Here is a 20,208-nt window from a genome sequence, read left to right as displayed (position 1 = left end):
GCAAAAAAGTCGCGCCGCAACGCGGCGCGAACAGTGGATGGACGCAGCCGGCGAAAGTCTACTTCGATTCGGCGGTCTTCGCGGCCTTGAGCCCGCGCACTTCGAGCAGCGGTTCGACCGACGGATCGCGGCCGCGCCAGGCGCGATAGAGCGCGTCGGTTTCCTGCGTGCCGCCGCGCGACAGCACCATGTCGCGGAAACGCTGGCCGTTCTCGCGGGTCATGCCGCCGTGCTCCTTGAACCAGTAGTAGGCGTCGTCGCGCAGCACCGCAGTCCACAGATAGGCGTAGTAGCCGGCCGAGTAGCCGCCGCCCCAGATATGGGCAAAGTAGCTCGTGCGGTAGCGCGGCGGCACGAGCGCGTAGTCGACCTGGTAACGCTTGAGCGAGGCGGCCTCGAACTTGTCGACGTCCTGCTTGGCTGCACTTGGCGGCAGGCTATGCCAGGCCTGGTCGAGCAGCGCGGCGCCGAGGTATTCGGTCGTGGCGAAGCCTTGGCCGTAGGTGCCGGCGCGCTTGATCTTCGCGAGCAACTCTTCCGGCATCGGCGCGCCGGTCTTGTAGTGCTTGGCGTAGTTGGCGAACACCGAGGGCTCGTCGGCCCAGTGCTCGTTGAACTGCGAGGGGAATTCGACGAAATCGCGTGGCACGTTGGTGCCGGCGAGATAAGGGTATTTCACGTTCGAGAACAGGCCGTGCAGCGCGTGGCCGAACTCGTGGAACATCGTGATCACGTCGTCGTGGCTGATCAGCGCCGGCTGGCCCGGCGCGGGCTTGACGAAGTTGCAGACGTTGAACACGACCGGCTTGGTGCCGAGCAGTCCGCTCTGGTCGACGAAGCTGTCCATCCACGCGCCGCCGGACTTGTTGTCGCGCTTGAAGTAGTCGGCGTAGAAGAACGCCATCGACTTGCCGTCGGTGTCGAACACTTCAAACACACGCACGTCGGGCTGGTAGACGGGAATGTCCTTGCGCTCCTTGAACGTGATGCCGTAGAGCTTGTTCGCGGCGAAGAACACGCCATTCTGCAGCACGCTGTCGAGCTCGAAGTACTGCTTGATCTCGTTCTGGTCGAGGTCGTAGTCCTTCTTCTTCACCTGCTCGGAATAGAACTGCCAGTCCCACGGCGCGAGCTTGAAGCCGCCCTTCTGCGTGTCGACGAGCTTCTGCATGCCGGTGGCCTCGTCCTTGGCCTTGGCCACCGCGGCCGGGACGATGCCGGTCATCAGCTTGATCGCGTTGTCCGGCGTTTTCGCCATCTGGTCGGCGAGGCTGTAGTCGGCGTAGGTCTTGAAGCCGAGCAGCTTGGCCTTCTGTGCGCGCAGTTCGGCGAGGCGCTGGATCGTTGCGCGCGTGTCGTTCGCATCGCCGTGTTCGGCGCGGTCGATCGAGGCCTTGAACAGTTTTTCGCGCGTGGCGCGATCGCTCAGCGATTCCTGCGCCGGCTGCTGCGTCGTGTTCTGCAGCGCGACGACGTACTTGCCGTCGAGCTTGCGGCCCTTGCCCGCTTCGAGCGCGGCGGCGAGATCGCCGTCGTTGAAACCGGCGAGCTGTGCCTTGTCGCCGACCACGAGCGCGCCGCCCTTGGTCGCGGCGAGCAGCTTTTGCTGGAACGCCGTCGACAGCGAGGACTCTTCCTTGTTCAACTCCTTGAGCTTGGCCTGGTCGGCTGCGGACAGCTCCGCGCCGGCGCGGACGAAGGCGAGGTGATAGCGGTCGAGCAGGCGTCGCGATTCGGGATCGCCTCCGAGTGATTCGCGGCTGTCGTAGAGCTTCTTCACGCGCGCGTAGAGCTTGCCGTTGAGGAAGATCGCATCCTGGTGTGCGGCGAGCTTAGGCGCGAAGTCCTCCTGGATCTTCTGCATGTCGTCGTTCGTGTTCGCCTGGGCCAGCGCGAAGAACACCTTCGACACGCGCGTCAGCGTCGCGCCGGTCTTTTCCAGGGCGACGATCGTGTTGTCGAACGTTGGCGCGTCGGCCTGATTGGCGATTTTGTCGACCTCGGCAAGCTGCTGCTTCATGCCCTCGTCGAAGGCTGGCGCGTAGTCGCTGTCGTGGATCTTGTCGAACGGCGGCGCCTGGTACTGCAGCGTGCTGACAGCGAAGAACGGATTGACCGCAGTCGCGGTTTCCGCGGCCTTGGCTGGCTCGGCGGGCTTCTGCGGCGTTTGCGCATGGGCGGTGAAGGCGATGGTCATGGCGAGGGCGATCGGTCGGAGTCGAAGCATGTTGGAATGTCCCCGGACAAGGTTGCGATGAAGGAAAAAGTACGCGCACGCGCGCGCGACGGACGCGCAGCGTAGCGAGGTTGCAGTGCGGTGGACATGTGCCGTTTGGGCTAGATTTGCCGGAAAGTGGGCCAGGGAAGGCCGCTGTCTGATTTTCGCGTCGGGGACTCGCGCAGAATCAACTCACGTCGCGTAGCGTCCAGTTCGCGCCGATCAAGAGGCCAAGCCGGTGCTTGAGCACCGCATGTGGCAGCACCGTGGTGATCTTCACATCGCAATGCAGGTCGGATTGGTGCGCGTCGACGATCGCCTGGGCGTCGCTCGCGCCGAGCAGCGGATCGACCGCATCCGGATCGGGCTGCATCGAGCGCCAGCGCTCCCACAGGCTCGGCTCGCGCAGCGCGGCCTGTAATTGCGCAGCGAAGCCCTCGGCAGAATTGCCGCTATAGGACAGCGATGGAATCTGCCCGCGCGCCTTGGCAAGATCGGCCACGACGATGAAGAACGTCTGTTTCGAGGCGGGCATGGGCCACTCCTGGTTCGAGGGGAGATCGAGTTTATCAGTTCGGCGCGTCGTCTCTGGCGCGCGTGCCGGCGGCAAGCGCCAATACGGCGCCGATCACCGCGGCAAGGCAGGTCCAGCCGAGGTAGCGCAATTCGGCCGACGGCGCAATCAGCGGCAACGGTGCCGCATAGGCGAGGCCGCTCGCGAGTACGGCGAGCGCGGCTTGCGCATTCGCGCGCGCGCGGCGACGCCAGGCCAGGGCGAGCGCGGCAACGCCGAGCGCGAGGTAAGGCCATGGCGCGAGCACTACGGTGTCGCGCACCTTCTCGATGAGGCGGATGCACGCGCGATGTAGCGCCAAGCGGTTCGGTGCCACCGGCGGGTTGTCGCGAAACGATTGCTCCTCGTCGACGTAGACCAGCTCGTGCGGCCATTCGCGCGGCTTGCTGCCGAACAGCGCAGTCGTCAGGCGCCAGCGGTGGGCAAGATAGGCGCCGGGATGCGCGGTCACCGCATCGACCCAACTCGTGCGCAGCGTTGTGGCGGTCGTGTCGTCGAGCGCAAAGAACGGCCCGATCACGCGGCCCTTCGTCGCGGTGAACACCGGCACGTTGGACCAGGGCACGTAGGCTTCACGCAGATCGCCCAACGTCAGTTCTGACTTGCGCGCGGCCGGTGGCAGCAGTACTTCGTCCACCGCGAGCGAGATCGCGACGAGATCCCACATACCCGTTCCAGGCCAGAGCGTATAACGTCGTTGCGCCGAATGTGCGCTCAACATGGCCAACGCCTGCAGGCTCAGGCATAGCGCGACCACGCCGCCGATCAGCCATGCATGTCTGTACCGTGGCGCGAGGAAGCGTGAATCCCGGTGCAGCCAACCCGCATATGCGACCAGCGGCGCCGCGGCCGGCAGCACGTTGTGGCGCAAGGTCATCGCGAAAATGAGCGCAAGCCAGAAAGCTGTTAGCCAGCCCGATACGCGCGCATCGCGCCAGCGCAAAAGCGCGCCGACGGCGAAGGCGAGCGTCGCCATCAACATCACGTCGCTCCACACGTGCGCGAGCAGGACGAAGACGACCGGCGCCGACGCGCTGACGAGCATGAAGGCGATGCGCACGACGACACTGCAGTCGAGGGCGCGGGCGATCAGCGCGAGTCCCGACCAGAGCAGCGCGAGCTGGATCAGGAACACCGGTCCCGGTCCGATCCACAGCGCGTTGGTCAGCTGCCACAACCAACGCAGTCCAGCACCGTAGATGTTCGTGCTCGGCGCGCCGCGCGCCTGCGACCAGATTACCGCGCTGTCGAGCGACATTGCGCCGGGGTAATAGCACGCGGCGCTGAATGCGATGCCGGCGAGCGCCAGCATCGCCAACGGCCACCACGATCCGTGCGTATCGAGTGCGGACGACATGGACCTAGCCGAGAAGGCGATCGCAGACGTTGCCGAGATGCACGGCGAGCGCCGCCGGATCGGGCGCAGCGCTGTGTGGCAGTACGCCGAGGCAGGGCGCTTCGAGGCGCTCGCGCAGCGTGGCGAGATTGTCCTCGCGTCGCGCCATCTGCGCATCGACGCTGCTCGCGATCCAACCGGTGAGCTCGGCGCCGTCGGCGCGGATTGCACGCGCACTGAGCAGTGCGTGATTGAGACAGCCCAGGCGCAGGCCGACGACGAGGATCACGGGCAGATGCAGTGCGCGCACCAGATCGGCTTGCATCAACCGTGGCCCGAGCGGAGCCATCCAGCCGCCGACGCCTTCGACGACGATGAATTGCGCATCTGTGGACAATGCGGCAAATGCCGCGTCGATGCGCGAAAGTTCGATTGCGACGCCTGCGTCGGCCGCGGCGAGATGCGGTGCGATCGGGTCGGCGAAGGCGTAGGGATTGACGTCGGCGTAGGTCGGCGCACCCGCGCTGTGCGCGATCAGCAGTTCGGCATCGGCATTGCGCAGACCGGCCGGCGTGCGCTCGCAGCCGCTCGCGACCGGCTTCATCCCGACCGCGCGCACGCCGTTCGAGTTGAGCGCGGCGAGCAGCGTCGCCGCGACGAGGCTCTTGCCGACGCCGGTGTCGGTGCCGGTGATATAGACGGCGCGGCTCATGCTTGGCCGGAGGGCAGGGCCGCGATCGCGCGGCGGCAGCGCGATCGCTGCATGCGGCCGATCGAGATGACAACGAGAGTGACCGCGAACGAAGCGTCGACGAAGCCTTCCAGCCGCGTGGGCTGGCGGCGGCGGATGCACATCACGTTGTCGAGGGCATTCGCCATGGATCGAGTCTTGCGGGTGCGAGCGCGCAGCATAGGCGCTGGCGTGCGCGAAGCAAAGACGCCCACTGGAGTAGAATGCGAGGATTCCCTCCGCGGACGAATCATGTTCACTGCCGCTGCACTTCGATCCGACAGCAAGCCCGAGCAGTACGCCGAACTCGCCGAACAGGCGCGCGGCCTGCTGCACGGCGAACGCGACCGTATCGCCAACGCGGCCAACTTTGCCGCGTTGATCTACAACACATTGCCGGGCCTCAACTGGGCCGGATTCTATTTCTTCGATGGAGCCGAGCTCGTGGTCGGCCCGTTCCAGGGCAAGCCGGCCTGCGTGCGTATCGCACTCGACAAGGGCGTCTGTGGCGCAGCCGCATCGACGCGGCAAACCCAGGTTGTGCGCGACGTGCACGCGTTTCCCGGCCACATCGCCTGCGATGCGGCGTCGCGCTCGGAAATCGTCGTGCCGCTCGTGATCGACGGCAATCTGCTTGGCGTGTTCGATGTCGACAGTCCCGAGCTCGCGCGCTTCGACGAGGACGATCGCGTCGGCATGGAGCGCTTGGCTGCTATTTTTCTGCAATCGCTGCGCGCCGAATAGGAAACGATGATGGCCGCCAAAGAAACCCCCGGAAAGATCCGCAACGTCGGGCCGAAGTCGGCCGCATGGCTGCGCCAGGTCGGCGTGCGCACGCAGGACGATCTCACCCGCCTCGGTGCGGTCGAGGCGTTCATGAAGGTCAAGCGCGCCGGGTTCCGGCCAAGCCTCAACCTGCTCTACGCGCTCGAAGGCGCGCTCGCTGACTGCCACTGGGCCGACTTGCCTGACGAACGCAAGGCCGCGTTGCTGGCCGGCGCCGAGGCGGCCGAAGCGGCCAATCCGATCAAGACGCGCTGGCAGAAACAGGCCGACCGCAGCGCGGCCGGTGCCTCCGGCGCCAGCAGTTCGAGCGACGATGGCGATGCGTCTTCGTCGGGCTTTCTCGACGACGATCGAGGCAGCGCGTCGTCCGACGGGCCGGCGAACCGATTCGACTAGCTCCTGCTTCCGCGGAAGGTCAGGCCTTCACCGCCGCATGTGCGCGTGCATCCTCGCACCAGCGCGGCGTGGTGCGGATGCGCGGCAGAGCTTCGGCGACGCTGTTGACCAGCGACCACATCTGCAGGTGTTCGTCGTTCATGAAATGCTCGGCGACGACCTGCTGCATGAACGCCTGCAGCGGCGCGTAGAAGTCGCGGACGTTGAGTAGCACGATCGGGTTGAAGTAGATGCCGAGGCGCTTGAGCGTGATTGCCTCGAACAGTTCCTCAAGCGTGCCCGAGCCGCCGGGCAGGGCGATCACCGCGTCCGATCCGGTGAGCAGCTTGTGCTTGCGCTCGCGCATGTCCTCGACGACTTCGAGGTTGGCGACGCCCGGATGCTGCCATTCCACTTCGGTCATGAAGCGCGGGATGATGCCGATTACCTCGCCGCCGGCTTCGAGCGCGCCGTCGGCCAGGGCACCCATCAGCCCGACCGCGCCGCCACCGTAGACGACCTGGCAGTTCGCGCGCGCGAGCGTGGCGCCGAGTTCGCGCGCGGCATCTAGGTAGACCGGGTCGCAATAGCGGCTCGAGGCGGCGTAGACGCAGATGCGCATGGCGGAGATTCCGGGATTCGAGGCCGCATATTCTAAGCGCGCGAGGCAGTGCGGCGAACACGGGCGTTGCGCTTGCTAGACTAGGCACTGCCCCACAGCATACAGGTCCCCTGATGTCGTCAGCCTTGCCGAATCTTGCCGAAGCGCGCGTGGCCGTGATCGGCCTCGGCTATGTCGGCTTGCCGCTTGCGGTGGCGTTCGGCCGCGTGCGGCCGACAGTGGGCTTCGACATCGACCTGGCGCGCGTGGACGAGTTGCGCCGCGGTCATGACCGCACCGATGAAGCCTCAGCGGAAGAAATGCGCGCGGCGTCGCAGCTCGGATTGACCGCTGTCGCCGCCGATCTCGCCGACTGTGACGTGTTCATCGTCACTGTGCCGACCCCGATCGACGCGGCCAAACGTCCCGACCTCACCCCACTCGTGGCCGCCAGTCGCACGATAGGCCGCGCCATTCGTCGCGGCGGCGTGGCGATTTTCGAATCGACCGTCTATCCCGGCGCGACCGAGGAAGTCTGCGTGCCCATGATCGAGCGCGAGTCGGGCCTCAAGCACAACGTGGATTTTTATACCGGCTACAGCCCGGAGCGCATCAATCCCGGTGACCGCGAGCGTCGGCTCGAGAATATCCTCAAGGTCACCTCGGGTTCGACGCCAGCGGCGGCCGAGTTCGTCGATGCGCTGTATCGTCAGATCGTGCACGCCGGCACTTATCGCGCGCCGAGCATCCGTGTCGCCGAGATGGCGAAGGTAATCGAGAATACGCAGCGCGACCTCAACATTTCGCTGATCAACGAGATCGCGCTGATCTGCCACCGCCTCAACCTCGACACGGCCGAGGTGCTTGCCGCGGCGGGCACGAAATGGAATTTTCTGCCGTTCAGGCCGGGCCTGGTCGGCGGCCACTGCATCGGCGTCGATCCGTACTACCTCACGCACAAGGCGCAGGAGGTCGGTTATCACCCCGAGGTGATCCTGTCCGGCCGGCGCATCAACGACGGCATGGCCGCGCACGTGGCCCAGCGCGTGGTCAAGCTGCTCGCGCGCCGGCGCATCCACATCGCTGGAGCCAAGGTGCTGGTACTCGGTCTTGCGTTCAAGGAGAACTGCCCGGACCTGCGTAACACGCGCGTAGCCGACATGATCGCGGAACTGGCGGGTTACGATGCCGAAGTGCACGTGCACGATCCGTACGCGGACGCGGACGACGCGCGTCGCGAATACGGCATCGAGCTGCTGCCGCGATTGGGCGACGAAAAATACGACGCGGTGATCCTCGCCGTCGCGCATGCGCCGTTCCTCGCGCTCGGTGCGGACGGCGTGCGCGCGCTGGTCAAGCCGGGTGGCGTGGTGTTCGATGTGAAGCAGGTGCTGCCGCGCGAGGCAGTGGACGATCGGTTGTAGGAGAAATCACATGCGCATCCTGGTCACCGGCGCCGCCGGCTTCATCGGCGCGGCCTTGAGCGAACGCCTGCTCGCGCGCGGCGACGAGGTGCTCGGCTTCGACAACCTCAATGATTACTACGATCCGGCGCTGAAGGAAGCGCGGCTGGCGCGTTTGACGCCGCAGGCGAATTTCCGTTTCGTCAAAGGCGACCTTGCCGACCGCGCCGCGGTCGACCGCGTGTTCGCCGAGTTCGCGCCGCAGCGCGTCGCCCATCTCGGCGCGCAGGCCGGCGTGCGCTACTCGCGCGAGAATCCGCGCGCCTATGTCGACTCGAACCTCGTCGGCTTCATCAACATCCTCGAAGCCTGCCGCGAAGGCCGCGTCGAGAACCTCGTCTACGCCTCGTCGAGTTCGGTCTACGGCGCGAATCGCAAGTTGCCGTTCGCGGTGCACGACGCCGTCGACCATCCGGTCAGTCTGTATGCGGCGACGAAGAAGGCGAACGAGCTGATGGCGCACACCTACAGCCATCTCTACGGCCTGCCGACCACGGGCCTGCGTTTCTTCACCGTGTACGGCCCCTGGGGCCGGCCGGACATGTCGCCGTTCCTGTTCGTCGGCAAGATCCTCCGCGGCGAGCCGATCGAGGTGTTCAACCACGGCGACCACTCGCGCGACTTCACCTATATCGACGATGTCGTCGAGGGCGTGGTGCGCACGCTCGATCGGATAGCCGCGCCAGACCCCGCGTTCGACCCGCTTGCGCCGAACCCGGGCACGTCGAGTGCGCCGTACCGCGTCTACAACATCGGCAATCACCAGCCGGTGAAGCTCGCACGCTACATCGAGATCATTGAGGAGTGCACCGGGCGAAAGGCGGAGAAGATCCTGTTGCCGCTGCAACCCGGCGACGTGCCCGACACGTATGCCGATGTCGACGAGCTCGCGCGCGACACGGGTTACGCGCCGGCGACGCCGCTTGAGGTCGGCATCGCGCGTTTCGTCGCGTGGTACCGGAACTATTACCGGGTGTGACTGCGATTTAGGCCACATTTCGTGATGTGGTGGTGGTTTTACCACCAGTGTTTCTGGACTGAATGGTCCATTAACAGAATCCGAACAAGTCGTTTGCTACGTTCGCGCCCTCGTACTCATTCCGCTGTCTGCTTCAGGGGGATCACCGGCCATGTTGCAAACCCGAATCGTCCGTTTTGCCGTGCTCGCTTTTGCCGTCGTAGCGCCGATTTCGTCGTTTGCCCAGGTTCGAACTTCCGAGCAGCCCGCCATCCAGCCGTCGTTCTCGCTGGACCAGGTCGTCCCGCAGTATCGCCCGTTCGTCGCGCAGCCGGTCGCCGCGCGCGTTCCGCTCACCGTGAAGCCGGCGCTCGACACCGACGCGGGCTTTACCGCGAGCATGGATCAGGTTCTCGACCGCGCGATCTACAAGGCCCCGCGCAAGCGCGTCGCTGATTTCGCGATGACCCTGCGCGACATCCGCTATCGCCGCGCCGGCCGCGATCCGTCCACCGGCTTCGACTGCTCGGGCTTCACCCACTACGTCTACAACAAGACCTTCGGCGTCGAGCTGCCCTACGACGCACCGAGCCAGTACCGCGACGGCGAGAAGATCGTGCGCGAGGAGATGAAGGTCGGCGACCTCGTTTTCTTCCAGGTGCGCGGGCACATCACCCATGTCGGTTTGTACATGGGTGATGGCCGCTTCATTCACTCTCCCGCGCCGGGTAAGCGCGTGCGCATCGACGAGCTCGCCAACCCGTACTGGGCCAAGCGCTGGGCCGGCGCGCGTCGGGTGCACGTGCTCTCCTGACAATTCAGCGCGTAGCGCGTTCTTCCCGTGCTCGTCATTCCCGCGAAGGCGGGAATCCAGTTCTTGATCTTGATTCCGCGCTGACCGCGTCCGTTCGGTTTTCCACGCGCGTCCGGCGCGCGGGTTACTTTCTCTTGCTTGTGCAAGAGAAAGCAACCAAAGAGAACACACCCCGGATGCCGCGCCCTCCGCGCCACGCGCTCCGGGTACGCGAGGTCATGCCGGGGTTCGTTGACTGAACTTCCCTGTCCAGACAACGAACTCGCGCGCATCGTGCGCGCGCCTCTGCGAGCATTTCCGTCCTGACCTCGCCGCGGCAAACGGGGACCCGAAGATCACGAGCCGATCAAGAGCAACGGCGCGCGGCGCTTGCTTTTTCTCTGCTTCGGCGCGCAGGAGCGCGCTGCGTTGGCTTTTTCCGGGTCCCCATTGCATTGCGGCTGCAGCGGACGAAGAGGCCCCGCAGGGGTGCGCGCGTGGACCGCGCGCATTCCGCTATTGCACACGGACGTGCAATTAGCGGAACCCGGCCGCTGACGCGGACCTGTCGGGCCGGATGCCCGACAGGCGCAATGCTCTGGGGCGTGTCTCTTTGCTTACTTTCTCTGCACGAGCAGAGAAAGTAAGACGCTCGCCTGAAAGGCGAGTGGAAGCCCCTGCTCTCAGACGGCAACGCAGATCAACCTCAAAACGTCAACCGCGCTCGCGCGTAGTAATAAGCGCCGTTGAAGCCGATCGGCGAGATGATGTCGTAGGGCAGGTTGCCGAAATAGTTGATGTCGTCGCTCGAGCGCGTCGGATAGTTGTCGGTGAGGTTGATGCCGCCGACCGCGACCGAGAATGTCGGCGTGAATTTGTACTCGACTTCCGCGTCGAGCTGCCACTTCGCCGCGTAGGTCTGCGTCGGCGTGAAGCCGCCGCCGAAGTCGAACACGCGCGTCGTCGAACCTTGGCGTGTAGCGCGGCCGAGCAACGACCATTTCGAATCGGCCCAGCGCGCAGAGAGAATGCCGCGGTTGCGCGGCGCGGCATTGGTGAGGATATTGCGCGACTGCAGGCCGAACAGCACGTTGTCGTTGCCGAGCGCGACGAGTTCGGCCGGCGTGTCGGCGACGCGCTCGATATGTGTGTCGGCGTAGCTGTACGAGCCGGTCAAGGTCAGCGTGCCCTCGTACAGCGGCAAGCGGTAGTTGGCGACAAGGTCGGCGCCCTTCGTGCTCGTATCGACCGCATTGGTGAAGAAGTTCACCGCCTGCACGCCCGGGATGCCGAAATGTGAGGCTATGAATTCAGTCAGCGCGTCGCCGCCGATCTGTTCAGACAACACGACGCGATGGTCGATGTCGATCTTGTAGATATCCAGCGACACGTCGAACTTCTCGGCCGGCGTCGCGGTGAAGCCGATGCTGTAGTTGTGCGATTTCTCCGGTTGCAACGGCTTCGCGCCGAGCGCGCGCGCGATCGGGTTGTTGACCGAGAGGATGCGTGAGTCGATCAGGTTACCGTTGTTATCGTAGCCGGTCGAAGTCGACTCGAAGCCGATCTGCGAAAGCGACGGCGCGCGAAAATTCGTCGACACCGCGCCGCGCAAAGCGAACTGTGGCGTGATTTCGTAGCGCGCGCTGAGCTTGCCGTTGGTCGTGCTGCCGAAGTCGTCGTAGTGCTCGTAGCGCACGGCGGCATCGACAAACAATGCGTCGCTGAGGTTGCCGGACAGTTCCGCGTACACGCCCTGCACGTTGCGCGACACATCGGCCGTGTCGGCCGGGGTCAGGTTCGTGCCGGCCTGTGCGCCGATCGGCACGCCGGTGACCGGGCCGATCGCGTAGGAGGCGGGATCGCCCGCATGCGTCTGGAAGTTCTCGTGGCGCGCTTCGGCGCCAAGCGCGAGCGTATAGTCGCGGCCGCCGAGGTTCACGCCGCGCGTGGCGTCGAAGTTGGCGACGGTCTGGGCGAACTCGTATTCGCCGGTGTCGAACGAGGTCGGGCTGGCGGTGCCGAGCGAGGCGTTGAGCGAGTTGCGCAGGCGATAGTCGAAATCATTGTCGCCGTAGGTCAGGCTCGCGTCGTAATCCCATTCGCCGAGGCGTCCGCGCACGCCGGCCGTGCCCTGGATGTCGTCGCTGCTGCCGAGGCCGACCGGACGATAGCCGTCCGGATAGATCGACTTCACGTTCGCCGCGTCGTCCGGGTAGCGGAAGAAATTGTCGCCGGTCGAATGCCGGTGTGCATAGGTGCCAAACGCATACAGCGTCGCCGCGTCCGACAGCGGCAGCGCACCGTTGAGCCAGCCCGAATAGTTCTCGAGCTTGGGATCGCCGGCCGCGTAGTTGACCTTGCCGAGCAACTTGAGATTGTCCGGCGTCGAATCACCGGCGAAGTTGTCGAAGCCCGCGCGGTTGGTCGCATTGTGGTTGTTGACCTCGACGCCGCCGCGCAGGAAGCCGCCGACGCCGCTGCCGAGTTCGGTGCCGAACTTCGCACTGGTGAAACTGCTTTGACCGTCGGTGATCGTGCGCTTGGTCGGCTCGAAGTCGGTGTGGTAGGCACCATAGCTCGTCGTGATTTCCCCGCCGTGCGGCGAGTCGTCGAGGATGATGTTGACCACCCCCGCGATCGCGTCCGAACCGTACTGCGCGCCGGCGCCGTCGCGCAGCACTTCGACGCGCTTGATCGCCGAGATCGGGATCGCATTGAGATCGACCGGTGTGGTGCCGAGGCCAGTCGTCGATTCGGTCTGCACCAGCGCCGAGGTGTGCACGCGCTTGCCGTTGATCAGCACGAGCACCTGGTCGGGCGACAGGCCGCGCAGCTGCGCCGAGCGCACCATGTCTGCGCCGCCCGCGTTCGACTGGCGCGGGAAGTTCAGCGATGGCAGCAGTGTCTGCAGTGCCTGCCCAAGCTCGCCATTGACTGCGCCGGCGGCCTTGAGGTCGTCCGCGGTGACTATATCGATCGGCGAGGTCGAGTCGAGCGCGGTGCGGTTGCGCGCGCGCGTGCCGGTGACGACGATCGTGTCTAGATTCGCCGCCTGAGCATCGGCGACCTGCTGCGCGGAGGCATGGCCGCCGCAGAGCAGCAGCGCGACCGCGGCGGAAAGGGGACGAATCTGTGTCGAACTGATTTTTGCTTTCATCGATATTTCCACGAGGGGATCAGGAGCGGTTGCGCTGCGGCGCACAACCCGTGAATACTAGGTTACCGATCTTCATCGCGAAACAGACGTCCATATGAAGAAACCTGCTGCGCATATTCTGTTCGCATTGCTGCTGTCGGCTTGCGCGACCACCGCGCCTTTGCCGCAATCCGCGCCGGGCACTCTCGTCGGCGACGCCGCGCATCCCGATGCCGCCAAGAACTGGGTGCGCACGGAGCTGTATTTCGGTCTCGGCGTGATCGCCGATGAGGGCTCGGAGGCGAATGCGGCCGCGAACGAAAAGCGCTGGCGCGATTTCCTCGACCGCGAGGTGACCCCGCGCTTCCCGGATGGGTTGAGTGTGTTTGACGTCTACGGCCAATGGCGCACGCAAGGTCAGAACCACGTCGAGCGTCTGCATTCGAAAGTCATCATGCTGCTGCACGCGGACGCGCCGAAGCAGCGCGCCGATCTCGACGCGATCCGCGCGGCATGGAAGAAGGAAACGGGCGACCTGTCTGTGTTGCGCGTGACCCAGCCGGCCGAGGTGTCGTTCTGATATGAATTGGCCTCGAAACCCCGTTCGCCCTGAGCGTAGGCGCGTAGCGCCGAAGTCGAAGGGTTCGGAGTTGCGGGTGTTTCGACTCCGCGGAGCTTCGCTCCGCTTCGCTCAACACGACCGGATATAGATTCATGCTGGACGCCAATAAGCTGCGCATCACTTCCGGCGACGTCAACGGCTTCATCGGCCTCGTCGTCGATAATCTCTCGGTGCTCGCGTTCCTCTCGGGCGCGCTGATTGGCATCTTCCATTTCCCGGCCGAGGTCATCTTCGGCAAGATGTTCCCGGGCACGGCACTTGGCGCGTTGCTCGGCAACTTCATCTATACGCGCATGGCGCTGCGCAGCGGCCGCGCAGACGCGTGCGCGATGCCGCTCGGCATTGACGCGCCGACGACGATCGGCATGGGCCTGCTCGTGCTCGGTCCGGCCTTCCTCGCGTTCAAGCAGCAAGGCATGGACGAAATGACGGCGGCGGACGCGACCTGGAAGCTCGGCATGGCCGCGCTCGTCGTCATGGGCGTGCTCAAGACCGTGCTCTCGTTCTTCGGTGACTGGGTCATGCGCAATGTGCCGCGCGCGGGGCTGCTCGGATCGATCGCGGGCATCGCGCTCGTGCTGATGGGTTTCTTCCCGCTCGTCGACGTGCTGCGCGTGCCGGTCGTCGGTTTCGCCTGTCTCGGCATCATTCTCTACGCGCTCGTCGCGCACGCGCCGCTGCCGGGGCGCATTCCGGGCGTGCTGTTCTCGATCCTCGTTGGCGTCGTGCTCTACTACGCATTGGGTCCGTTCGACCTGCTCGGCCCGGGCTTTCACGCACCGAGTGCGCCGACGTTGCGCTTCAACCTGCCGTGGCCGAATCTCGGTTTCATCGAGGGGCTGAAGTACACGCTGCCGTATCTCGCCTTGATCCTGCCGTTCGGCTTGCTCATGGTCGTCGGCGGCATCAACGTCACCGAGAGCGCACGCGCGGCGGGCGACGACTATCCGGTGCGCGATATCCTGTTGACCGAGGCGATTGCGACGCTGGTCGCCGGCATCTGCGGCGGCGTCGCGCAGACCACGCCCTACATCGGCCAGCCCGCGTACCGCGCGATGGGCGGGCGCACGGGCTATACCTTCCTCACCGGCCTGTTCGTCGGTCTCGGCGGCGTGTTCGGTTACCTGTCGAATCTGGTCGAGCTGATTCCGCTGGCCGTGCTCGCCCCGATCCTGATCTTCATCGCGATCCACATCACCATGCAGGCGTTCGAGGCGACGGAACAGAAATACTTCGCCGCGGTCGTCATGGCATTCTTTCCGGCTGTCGCGCGCATGGTTGCGATCAAGCTCGGCGATCCATCGATCGTCGCGCCGGACCAGTTCGCGAAGCTGTACGCGAATGCCGACCACGGCCTGCCCGAGATGGCAGTGATCTTTATCCTCGGCAACGGCTTCATCATCACTTCGATGGTCTGGGCGAGCTTCGTCGTTGCGCTGATCGACGGACACGCACGCAAGGCCGCCGCGATCCTGCTCGCCGGCGCCGCGCTGACCTTCTTCGGCATCATCCACTCCGTCGATCCGCTCGGCACCATCTATCTGCCGTGGACGCTCTCCGACTCTGCACGCGCTCTGGTCTGGCAGTTCAGCGCGGCTTATGGCGTGCTTGCTGCAGTGCTACTCGTCGTCTCTCAGGCAGGCGTGCCACGTGAAAAAAATGGAAGTTCCGGATGAAGGATTAACCCCGATTCGCACTCTGCCCCGATAGCAGAAGATGAGAATCCAGGAATAACGACGCATATGTCCGCCATCGCTTTGCCATCAATGATGTCAGGCCTGTTTCCGGGTGAGGCGAAAGAGCGCGATACCGCAGCATCATCGTCGCCCCGCCCGCACGATGCAACGGCGGGCGATGAGGAACTCATGCGGCGCTACCGCAGTGGCGACGCCGACGCGTTCGTGCATCTCTATCGACGGCATGGCGACCGTCTGCACCGATTCGTGCGTCGCATGGTGTCGGATTGGGCAGAGGTGGACGAGGTCTTTCAGGAAATCTGGATTGCCGTCATCCGCGGCAAGGATCGCTACGTTTCCGGCTCCGGGTTCACGACCTGGCTTTTTACCATCGCCCACCATCGTGCAGTGGAGCGCCGGCGCGCACGCTCACCTTTTGCGCGCGTCGATTCCGTCGATCCAAATGAAGTCGAACTCGTCGACGACGGCAACCCTGATCCTGGCGATTTCATGCATCGTGTCGACGTGAGTCAGGCGTTGCTCGACGCGATTGCGCAGTTGCCATGGCTGCAGCGCGAAGCCTTCTTGCTGCGGGCCGAAGAGGAAATGAGTATCGAACAAATCGCCTTGGTGACGGGTGTTGGCCATGACACGGCGAAGAGTCGCTTGCGCTACGCATATACGCGGTTGCGCAAATCCTTGGAGACGTGGAGATGAGCGAGCCTTTGCTGGAACTGTATCGGCGGGCGGCACGCGAGCGTGCTCCCGCAACGGTGAATGCAATGTTGTTGCGCTATGCGCGCGAACATGAGCGCCGCGCCCGCAGGCGCCGGCACCTCGGCTCGGGCGCTGTGGCAGCGTCCGCAGCACTGATTCTGGTCTGGTTCGCGCAACATCCACGCGAGGATATTGAGCTTGCGCAAGCTCATGCGCGCAATACGCAGGCCGTCAGCGACTGGTTGCTGAGCCCAGCAGTGCCGGCCGCGATGCCGGCCGATACCGGGGAAATTGCATGGTCTGCGCAGCAATGCCGCGCGTTCCCCGGCCTCTGCGTGGACAGCACCTCTTTTTCTTCTCCTGGAGCCTGATATGCGAATCTTGCCTGGTCTGATTTTCTTCTTGTTGTTTTCGGCGGCGGCACATGCCGCGATCGTCGAAGGTGTGCCGAAAGGTTGGTATTTGACCGGATCGTCTCCCGCCTCCTATGTTGCTGGTACCGACACAGCAGGCTCTGCCGGCGGCAAGTGCGCCGTCATCCAATCGCGATCGGAAGCGCCTGACGACAAGTTCGGCACGATCATGCAAACAATCGCCGCAGATGCGTATCGCGGCAAGCGCATACGTCTTTCCGGCATGCTGCGTTCGGCGGACGTTAAAGGCTGGGGCGGACTGTGGCTGCGCATCGATGGGCAGCCCGGCAACAAACCCAATATTCTCGGGTTCGATAACATGCAGTCGCGGCCTGTGCTCGGCTCCACTCAGTGGCGGCGTTATGAAATCGTGCTCGACGTTGCGCAGGATGCGACGGACGTCGCTTTCGGTTTCTTGCTGGCCGGCAAGGGCACCTTGTGGGCCGAGAGTCTGAAGTTGGACGAAGTCGACAAGAGTGTCCCTACCACCGCCGGCCCTTCACCGCTGCTGCCCAAAATGCCGACGAACCTTGATTTCCAAAGCGCAAGGCCTCGCCTGCAGCAGACGCTTGTTGCAGTTGTCGACAGATAACGGGTTGGACTGATTCGCATCATCTTCGCCGCAGGCGGGTGAATTCGGAAAATTCCCATTGCCGGAACGCGAACAGCGCGGTGCAGCCGTCCTTGTCCGTGAGTGGCAGACGCGCATCGCGGTGGGCGAGGTCCTCGAACTCCTGCGCCACGTGTTCGATTGCGGCCTTGATGTGCGCGCGTGACGCTGCCGACAGCATGCCGCCGATCAGGCGCAGTTCGTCGAGCGGACCGTCGAAGCGCGCGCGCAGGAACTCGGGTGCGACGCGGGCAAGGAAGAATTCGTGCACCGGTCCGTCCTTGCGCCAGGTAAAGTTGCGCGCGGTGAGCTTGCCGACGCGCCGTGGCGGACGGAAATTGACGATGCCGAGCGCGTCGAGCTTGAGCAGCGCCGAGGTCAGCGTGTTGTCGTCGAAGTCGAAGGTCGCGGTGATCTCGGCCCATTTCCAGTCGTTGACCAGCAGGTAGGTGACGAGCAGCAGTTGCGGGTTGCGCACGAGCGCGCGCTCCTGCGCCTCGCTGAGCTGGGTCAGCAGGCTCTTCGCCGACGGCGCCTGCAGCAAATCGGCGAGCGATACCTCGAGCGCGGCGCAGATCGCATCGAGCCGGCTCAGCGAAAAATCGCCACGCGACAGGTCGCGCTTCACGGTCGGCTCGCTGATACCGAGTTTTGTCGCGAGCTGGCGATAGGTCATGCCGCGCTCGCGCAGCGTTGCGCGGATCGATTGCAGCAGGGTTGCGCTCGTGCTCATGTTTCGATTCCGCGGAGTATCAAATGATGATACCCGACGACTCGCGTCGCGCGCAGTACGCACGATGATTTGCACATTGTCGTGTCTTCGCCGATGTTTGCTGCCGTCGCCGAGCGGACACATCAATGAGGTTGCGCGCTTACATTCTGCCGCTCGTGCTGCTGTATCCGCTGTACGGCGGCGTGATGTATTCGAAGCAGCAATCGATTCTGTTTCCCGCGGCGTCGGACAAACGGCAGGCACTGGCCGCCGCGTTGCCCGAGGATGCGCAACTGGTCGAGCTGCCGGCGAGCTTCGGCAGTGTGCGCGCCGTCTATCAGCCGGCAGCCGCGAGCGCCGGACGCGGTCCGGCGATTCTTTACACCCACGGCAATTTCGAGCGCATCGAGGATTCCTTCGCTCTTGTGCAGCCGTTGCGCCGCGCGGGAATCTCCGTGCTTCAGCTCGAATACCCGGGTTTCGGCGGCGCCGACGGCGAACCGACTTTCGCGCAGATCAACGAGGCTGCCGCGCTCGCCTACGATTGGCTTGCAGGCCGGGCAGAGATCGATCCACAGCGAATCATCGCGATGGGCTATTCGATCGGCGGTGCCGCCGCGGGCGAGTTGACGCGCCGGCGCCAGCCGCGTGCACTGATCCTACTGTCGACGTTCACCTCGCTGGAGGACATCGCGCACCGCTATTTGTTGCCCGGATTCCTACTGCGCTATCCCTACGACACGCTGGCACGCGTGCGGGAATTCACCGGGTCGGTCTTTGTCGAGCACGGACGCGGGGACAAAGTCATCCCGTTCGGCATGGGCGAGCGCCTTGCGGCCACGTCGAAGCACGCGGAGTTCGCCGCGCTCGACTGCGGCCACGACGACTGTCATTTCGATCGCAGTCTGTTTGCCGAACGCATTCCGGCGTGGCTCGCGGCGCAAGGTCTGCTTGATCGTCCATCGCCTGTACTTGAGGAGCATCTTGATGCACGCAATGCCGAGTAATTCATGGCTGCGAGGCCTAGTCGTCGCCGCGTCCGGACTGCTGCTCGCCGGCTGTGCGACCCTGTTCCGCCCGCAGCAGGAGCATCGCGCCGCGAGCGTCGTCGACTATCTCTATCCGAATGCGAGCGAGGCGCCGCAATTGCTGCCGGGCACGACGACGTTGCGTCCGCCGGTGCGCGTGGGCATCGCCTTCGTGCCGGGCGGGCAGTGGGAATCAGGCGCGTCCGAGCAGTCGAAACGGTTGCTGCTCGAACGCGTCAAGGCAGCGTTTGGACAATACGCGTACATCGGCAGCATCGAAGTGATTCCATCGAACTACCTGCACGCGCGCGGCGGCTTCGACAATCTCGATCAGGTTGCACGCTTGTTCAACGTCGAAATCGTGGCGTTGCTGTCGTACGACCAAGTGCAGTTCAACGACACGCGCGCGGCGGCGGTGCTGTACTGGACCATCGTCGGTGCCTATGTGATCCGCGGCGACAAGTACGACGTGCAGACGCTGGTCGATGCGTCGGTCTTCGACGTGGCCAGCCGCGAGCTGCTGTTCCGGGCACCGGGTTCGAGCCGGGTGAAGGGCAGCGGCACGCTGGCGAGTTTCAGCGAGCGCGCGCGGCACGCACAGGACGCGGGTTATGCGAAGGCCGTCGATGATCTGATCCCGCAGCTGAAGACGGCGATGGACGATTTCCGCGAACGCTCCAAGCACGACGCGCAGGTGAAGGTTGAAAACAAGGCCGGCTACACAGGCGGCGGTGACGTCGGCTGGATCGGACTGCTCGGTGCTTTCGCCCTGATCGCGCTCGCGTTCGCGCGGCGACATGCCTAGGCTGCCGGCGCTTGCGCTCGCACTGGCGGCGATCGGCATCGCGCTTGCGCTGTCGCCGGAGTCGCTGCGCAGCGCGCTGGAATACGATCGCAATGCGCTCGCCGCGGACGAGTGCTGGCGCGCCTGGAGTGGTCACGTCGTGCATTTCTCCGCACGCCACGCCGGCGTGGATCTGGCAGCGGCGTTCGTGCTCGCTGCGGGCATCGAGATGCGCTGTGGACATCGCCTGCTCGCTGCGATGCTGCTTTGCGCGCCGCCGTTGTTGTCGCTTGCGTTGTACCTTGGTGCGCCCGAGCTGGTCGTCTACCGCGGTGCGTCGGGCCTGTGCGCCGTGTTCGCCATGGCCCTCGGCCTCGTGTTGTGGAAAGAGTCCCGCGCGATGCGCACGCCGCTGATTGCGTTGACTGGACTGTTCGCCTTGAAGACCTTGTGCGAAGCGACCGGCGTCGCCGCAAATGTGTCCGGTCTCGACCACGTAGTCCGCGTCGTCTGGCAGGCCCATGCCTTCGGTGCGGTTCTCGGGATTGGTGCGTTTGTGCTGTGGTCCCGGCACATCGATTGCGCTTCGTTCCGACTGTCCGCGAAGCCTGATCGATTCAAGAAAATCGTGATGCGCCGTTGCCGCCACGCTTGCTAGCGTAGTCCTCGCGATGGC

Annotated in this window: 21 protein-coding genes; 13 read left to right on the top strand and 8 right to left on the bottom strand. The window is 64.7% G+C overall.

The features are described 5' to 3' along the window. Positions 1–58: 58 nt before the first annotated feature. From dcp to F455_RS0102855, 5 genes are all read right to left on the bottom strand, one after another. Positions 59–2,227, bottom strand: a complete 2,169-nt coding sequence (gene dcp, locus F455_RS0102875; RefSeq protein ID WP_026293009.1) for a peptidyl-dipeptidase Dcp — start codon at positions 2,225–2,227, stop codon at positions 59–61. Positions 2,228–2,405: 178 nt separating this feature from the next. Beyond that, positions 2,406–2,753: a hypothetical protein gene (locus F455_RS0102870; protein WP_018971755.1), complete on the bottom strand. Its 348-nt coding sequence runs from the start codon at positions 2,751–2,753 to the stop codon at positions 2,406–2,408. Between the two features lie 34 nt (positions 2,754–2,787). Then, on the bottom strand, positions 2,788–4,149 hold the full coding sequence (locus F455_RS0102865) for a hypothetical protein (RefSeq protein ID WP_018971754.1): 1,362 nt from the start codon (positions 4,147–4,149) through the stop codon (positions 2,788–2,790). 4 nt (positions 4,150–4,153) lie between these two features. Next, a complete protein-coding gene (gene bioD, locus F455_RS0102860; protein ID WP_018971753.1) occupies positions 4,154–4,840 on the bottom strand; it encodes a dethiobiotin synthase in 687 nt (228 codons plus the stop codon). Beyond that, the gene (locus F455_RS0102855; RefSeq protein ID WP_157578392.1) at positions 4,837–5,007 is read right to left on the bottom strand and encodes a hypothetical protein; all 171 of its coding nucleotides are present in this window, start codon (positions 5,005–5,007) and stop codon (positions 4,837–4,839) included. Before F455_RS0102855 ends, bioD begins: the two co-directional genes overlap by 4 nt. Positions 5,008–5,110: 103 nt before the next feature. Between F455_RS0102855 and F455_RS0102850 the strand changes: the two genes are divergently transcribed. Continuing rightward, a complete protein-coding gene (locus F455_RS0102850) occupies positions 5,111–5,602 on the top strand; it encodes a GAF domain-containing protein (RefSeq protein WP_018971751.1) in 492 nt (163 codons plus the stop codon). Between the two features lie 9 nt (positions 5,603–5,611). Then, positions 5,612–6,040, top strand: coding sequence for a TfoX/Sxy family protein (locus F455_RS19540; protein WP_018971750.1), 429 nt, complete (start codon positions 5,612–5,614; stop codon positions 6,038–6,040). A 19-nt stretch (positions 6,041–6,059) separates the two neighbouring features. Here the strand turns inward: F455_RS19540 and F455_RS0102840 are convergent, their stop codons facing one another. Then, complete coding sequence (locus F455_RS0102840; protein ID WP_018971749.1) at positions 6,060–6,641, bottom strand: LOG family protein; 582 nt, start codon at positions 6,639–6,641, stop codon at positions 6,060–6,062. 113 nt (positions 6,642–6,754) lie between these two features. Here F455_RS0102840 and F455_RS0102835 point away from each other — a divergent pair, with 113 nt between their 5' ends. The 3 genes from F455_RS0102835 to F455_RS0102825 all read left to right on the top strand — a co-directional run bounded on the left by F455_RS0102835 (position 6,755) and on the right by F455_RS0102825 (position 9,855). Beyond that, on the top strand, positions 6,755–8,044 hold the full coding sequence (locus F455_RS0102835) for a nucleotide sugar dehydrogenase (protein ID WP_018971748.1): 1,290 nt from the start codon (positions 6,755–6,757) through the stop codon (positions 8,042–8,044). 10 nt (positions 8,045–8,054) lie between these two features. Continuing rightward, on the top strand, positions 8,055–9,062 hold the full coding sequence (locus F455_RS0102830; protein WP_018971747.1) for an NAD-dependent epimerase: 1,008 nt from the start codon (positions 8,055–8,057) through the stop codon (positions 9,060–9,062). 151 nt (positions 9,063–9,213) lie between these two features. Next, positions 9,214–9,855: a C40 family peptidase gene (locus F455_RS0102825; RefSeq protein ID WP_018971746.1), complete on the top strand. Its 642-nt coding sequence runs from the start codon at positions 9,214–9,216 to the stop codon at positions 9,853–9,855. Positions 9,856–10,540: 685 nt separating this feature from the next. Here F455_RS0102825 and F455_RS0102820 read toward each other — a convergent pair. Then, a complete protein-coding gene (locus F455_RS0102820) occupies positions 10,541–12,991 on the bottom strand; it encodes a TonB-dependent receptor plug domain-containing protein (RefSeq protein WP_018971745.1) in 2,451 nt (816 codons plus the stop codon). A gap of 94 nt (positions 12,992–13,085) precedes the next feature. On the opposite strand from F455_RS0102820, the gene F455_RS0102815 reads away from it, so the two are divergent. From F455_RS0102815 to F455_RS19530, 5 genes are all read left to right on the top strand, one after another. Then, entirely contained in the window at positions 13,086–13,550 is a 465-nt protein-coding gene (locus tag F455_RS0102815; protein WP_018971744.1) for a DUF3574 domain-containing protein, read from the top strand. Positions 13,551–13,684: 134 nt separating this feature from the next. Next, positions 13,685–15,268 carry a SulP family inorganic anion transporter gene (locus F455_RS0102810; RefSeq protein ID WP_018971743.1) on the top strand — a complete coding sequence of 528 codons (1,584 nt, stop codon included), beginning with the start codon at positions 13,685–13,687 and terminating at the stop codon, positions 15,266–15,268. 66 nt (positions 15,269–15,334) lie between these two features. Beyond that, complete coding sequence (locus F455_RS19535) at positions 15,335–15,985, top strand: sigma-70 family RNA polymerase sigma factor (protein ID WP_083918772.1); 651 nt, start codon at positions 15,335–15,337, stop codon at positions 15,983–15,985. Further along, positions 15,982–16,356, top strand: a complete 375-nt coding sequence (locus F455_RS0102800) for a hypothetical protein (RefSeq protein WP_018971741.1) — start codon at positions 15,982–15,984, stop codon at positions 16,354–16,356. Before F455_RS19535 ends, F455_RS0102800 begins: the two co-directional genes overlap by 4 nt. Position 16,357: 1 nt before the next feature. After that, positions 16,358–16,990 carry a hypothetical protein gene (locus F455_RS19530; protein WP_018971740.1) on the top strand — a complete coding sequence of 211 codons (633 nt, stop codon included), beginning with the start codon at positions 16,358–16,360 and terminating at the stop codon, positions 16,988–16,990. Between the two features lie 19 nt (positions 16,991–17,009). Here F455_RS19530 and F455_RS0102790 read toward each other — a convergent pair whose 3' ends face one another. Next, positions 17,010–17,741, bottom strand: coding sequence for a helix-turn-helix domain-containing protein (locus tag F455_RS0102790; RefSeq protein ID WP_018971739.1), 732 nt, complete (start codon positions 17,739–17,741; stop codon positions 17,010–17,012). 125 nt (positions 17,742–17,866) lie between these two features. On the opposite strand from F455_RS0102790, the gene F455_RS19525 reads away from it, so the two are divergent. Genes F455_RS19525 through rrtA form a run of 3 tightly spaced genes read left to right on the top strand, consistent with a single transcriptional unit; the run spans position 17,867 to position 20,190 of the window. Next, positions 17,867–18,727: an alpha/beta hydrolase gene (locus F455_RS19525; protein WP_157578391.1), complete on the top strand. Its 861-nt coding sequence runs from the start codon at positions 17,867–17,869 to the stop codon at positions 18,725–18,727. Further along, positions 18,708–19,553: a rhombotarget lipoprotein gene (gene rhlP, locus F455_RS0102780; protein WP_211212278.1), complete on the top strand. Its 846-nt coding sequence runs from the start codon at positions 18,708–18,710 to the stop codon at positions 19,551–19,553. Before F455_RS19525 ends, rhlP begins: the two co-directional genes overlap by 20 nt. Next, entirely contained in the window at positions 19,546–20,190 is a 645-nt protein-coding gene (rrtA, locus tag F455_RS21760; protein ID WP_018971736.1) for a rhombosortase, read from the top strand. Before rhlP ends, rrtA begins: the two co-directional genes overlap by 8 nt. Positions 20,191–20,208: the final 18 nt, after the last annotated feature.

It is taken from the genome of Rudaea cellulosilytica DSM 22992 (genome assembly GCF_000378125.1).
GTDB classification, from domain to species: domain Bacteria; phylum Pseudomonadota; class Gammaproteobacteria; order Xanthomonadales; family Rhodanobacteraceae; genus Rudaea; species Rudaea cellulosilytica.
Note: the sequence above shows the minus strand (reverse complement) of the source record. Positions and strands in the feature narration are given on the sequence as shown.

Bases quoted from the DNA above. Each gene is read 5' to 3' on its own strand.
- F455_RS0102870 (WP_018971755.1), bottom strand. From the start codon at position 2,753: ATGCCCGCCTCGAAACAGACGTTCTTCATCGTCGTGGCCGATCTTGCC.
- rhlP (WP_211212278.1), top strand. From the start codon at position 18,708: ATGCACGCAATGCCGAGTAATTCATGGCTGCGAGGCCTAGTCGTCGCC.
- F455_RS0102820 (WP_018971745.1), bottom strand. From the start codon at position 12,991: ATGAAAGCAAAAATCAGTTCGACACAGATTCGTCCCCTTTCCGCCGCG.
- F455_RS19535 (WP_083918772.1), top strand. From the start codon at position 15,335: ATGTCCGCCATCGCTTTGCCATCAATGATGTCAGGCCTGTTTCCGGGT.
- F455_RS0102800 (WP_018971741.1), top strand. From the start codon at position 15,982: ATGAGCGAGCCTTTGCTGGAACTGTATCGGCGGGCGGCACGCGAGCGT.
- rrtA (WP_018971736.1), top strand. From the start codon at position 19,546: ATGCCTAGGCTGCCGGCGCTTGCGCTCGCACTGGCGGCGATCGGCATC.
- F455_RS0102830 (WP_018971747.1), top strand. From the start codon at position 8,055: ATGCGCATCCTGGTCACCGGCGCCGCCGGCTTCATCGGCGCGGCCTTG.
- F455_RS0102855 (WP_157578392.1), bottom strand. From the start codon at position 5,007: ATGGCGAATGCCCTCGACAACGTGATGTGCATCCGCCGCCGCCAGCCC.
- F455_RS0102840 (WP_018971749.1), bottom strand. From the start codon at position 6,641: ATGCGCATCTGCGTCTACGCCGCCTCGAGCCGCTATTGCGACCCGGTC.
- dcp (WP_026293009.1), bottom strand. From the start codon at position 2,227: ATGCTTCGACTCCGACCGATCGCCCTCGCCATGACCATCGCCTTCACC.
- F455_RS0102835 (WP_018971748.1), top strand. From the start codon at position 6,755: ATGTCGTCAGCCTTGCCGAATCTTGCCGAAGCGCGCGTGGCCGTGATC.
- F455_RS0102790 (WP_018971739.1), bottom strand. From the start codon at position 17,741: ATGAGCACGAGCGCAACCCTGCTGCAATCGATCCGCGCAACGCTGCGC.
- F455_RS0102865 (WP_018971754.1), bottom strand. From the start codon at position 4,149: ATGTCGTCCGCACTCGATACGCACGGATCGTGGTGGCCGTTGGCGATG.
- F455_RS0102810 (WP_018971743.1), top strand. From the start codon at position 13,685: ATGCTGGACGCCAATAAGCTGCGCATCACTTCCGGCGACGTCAACGGC.
- F455_RS19530 (WP_018971740.1), top strand. From the start codon at position 16,358: ATGCGAATCTTGCCTGGTCTGATTTTCTTCTTGTTGTTTTCGGCGGCG.
- F455_RS0102850 (WP_018971751.1), top strand. From the start codon at position 5,111: ATGTTCACTGCCGCTGCACTTCGATCCGACAGCAAGCCCGAGCAGTAC.
- F455_RS19525 (WP_157578391.1), top strand. From the start codon at position 17,867: ATGAGGTTGCGCGCTTACATTCTGCCGCTCGTGCTGCTGTATCCGCTG.
- F455_RS0102815 (WP_018971744.1), top strand. From the start codon at position 13,086: ATGAAGAAACCTGCTGCGCATATTCTGTTCGCATTGCTGCTGTCGGCT.
- bioD (WP_018971753.1), bottom strand. From the start codon at position 4,840: ATGAGCCGCGCCGTCTATATCACCGGCACCGACACCGGCGTCGGCAAG.
- F455_RS19540 (WP_018971750.1), top strand. From the start codon at position 5,612: ATGGCCGCCAAAGAAACCCCCGGAAAGATCCGCAACGTCGGGCCGAAG.
- F455_RS0102825 (WP_018971746.1), top strand. From the start codon at position 9,214: ATGTTGCAAACCCGAATCGTCCGTTTTGCCGTGCTCGCTTTTGCCGTC.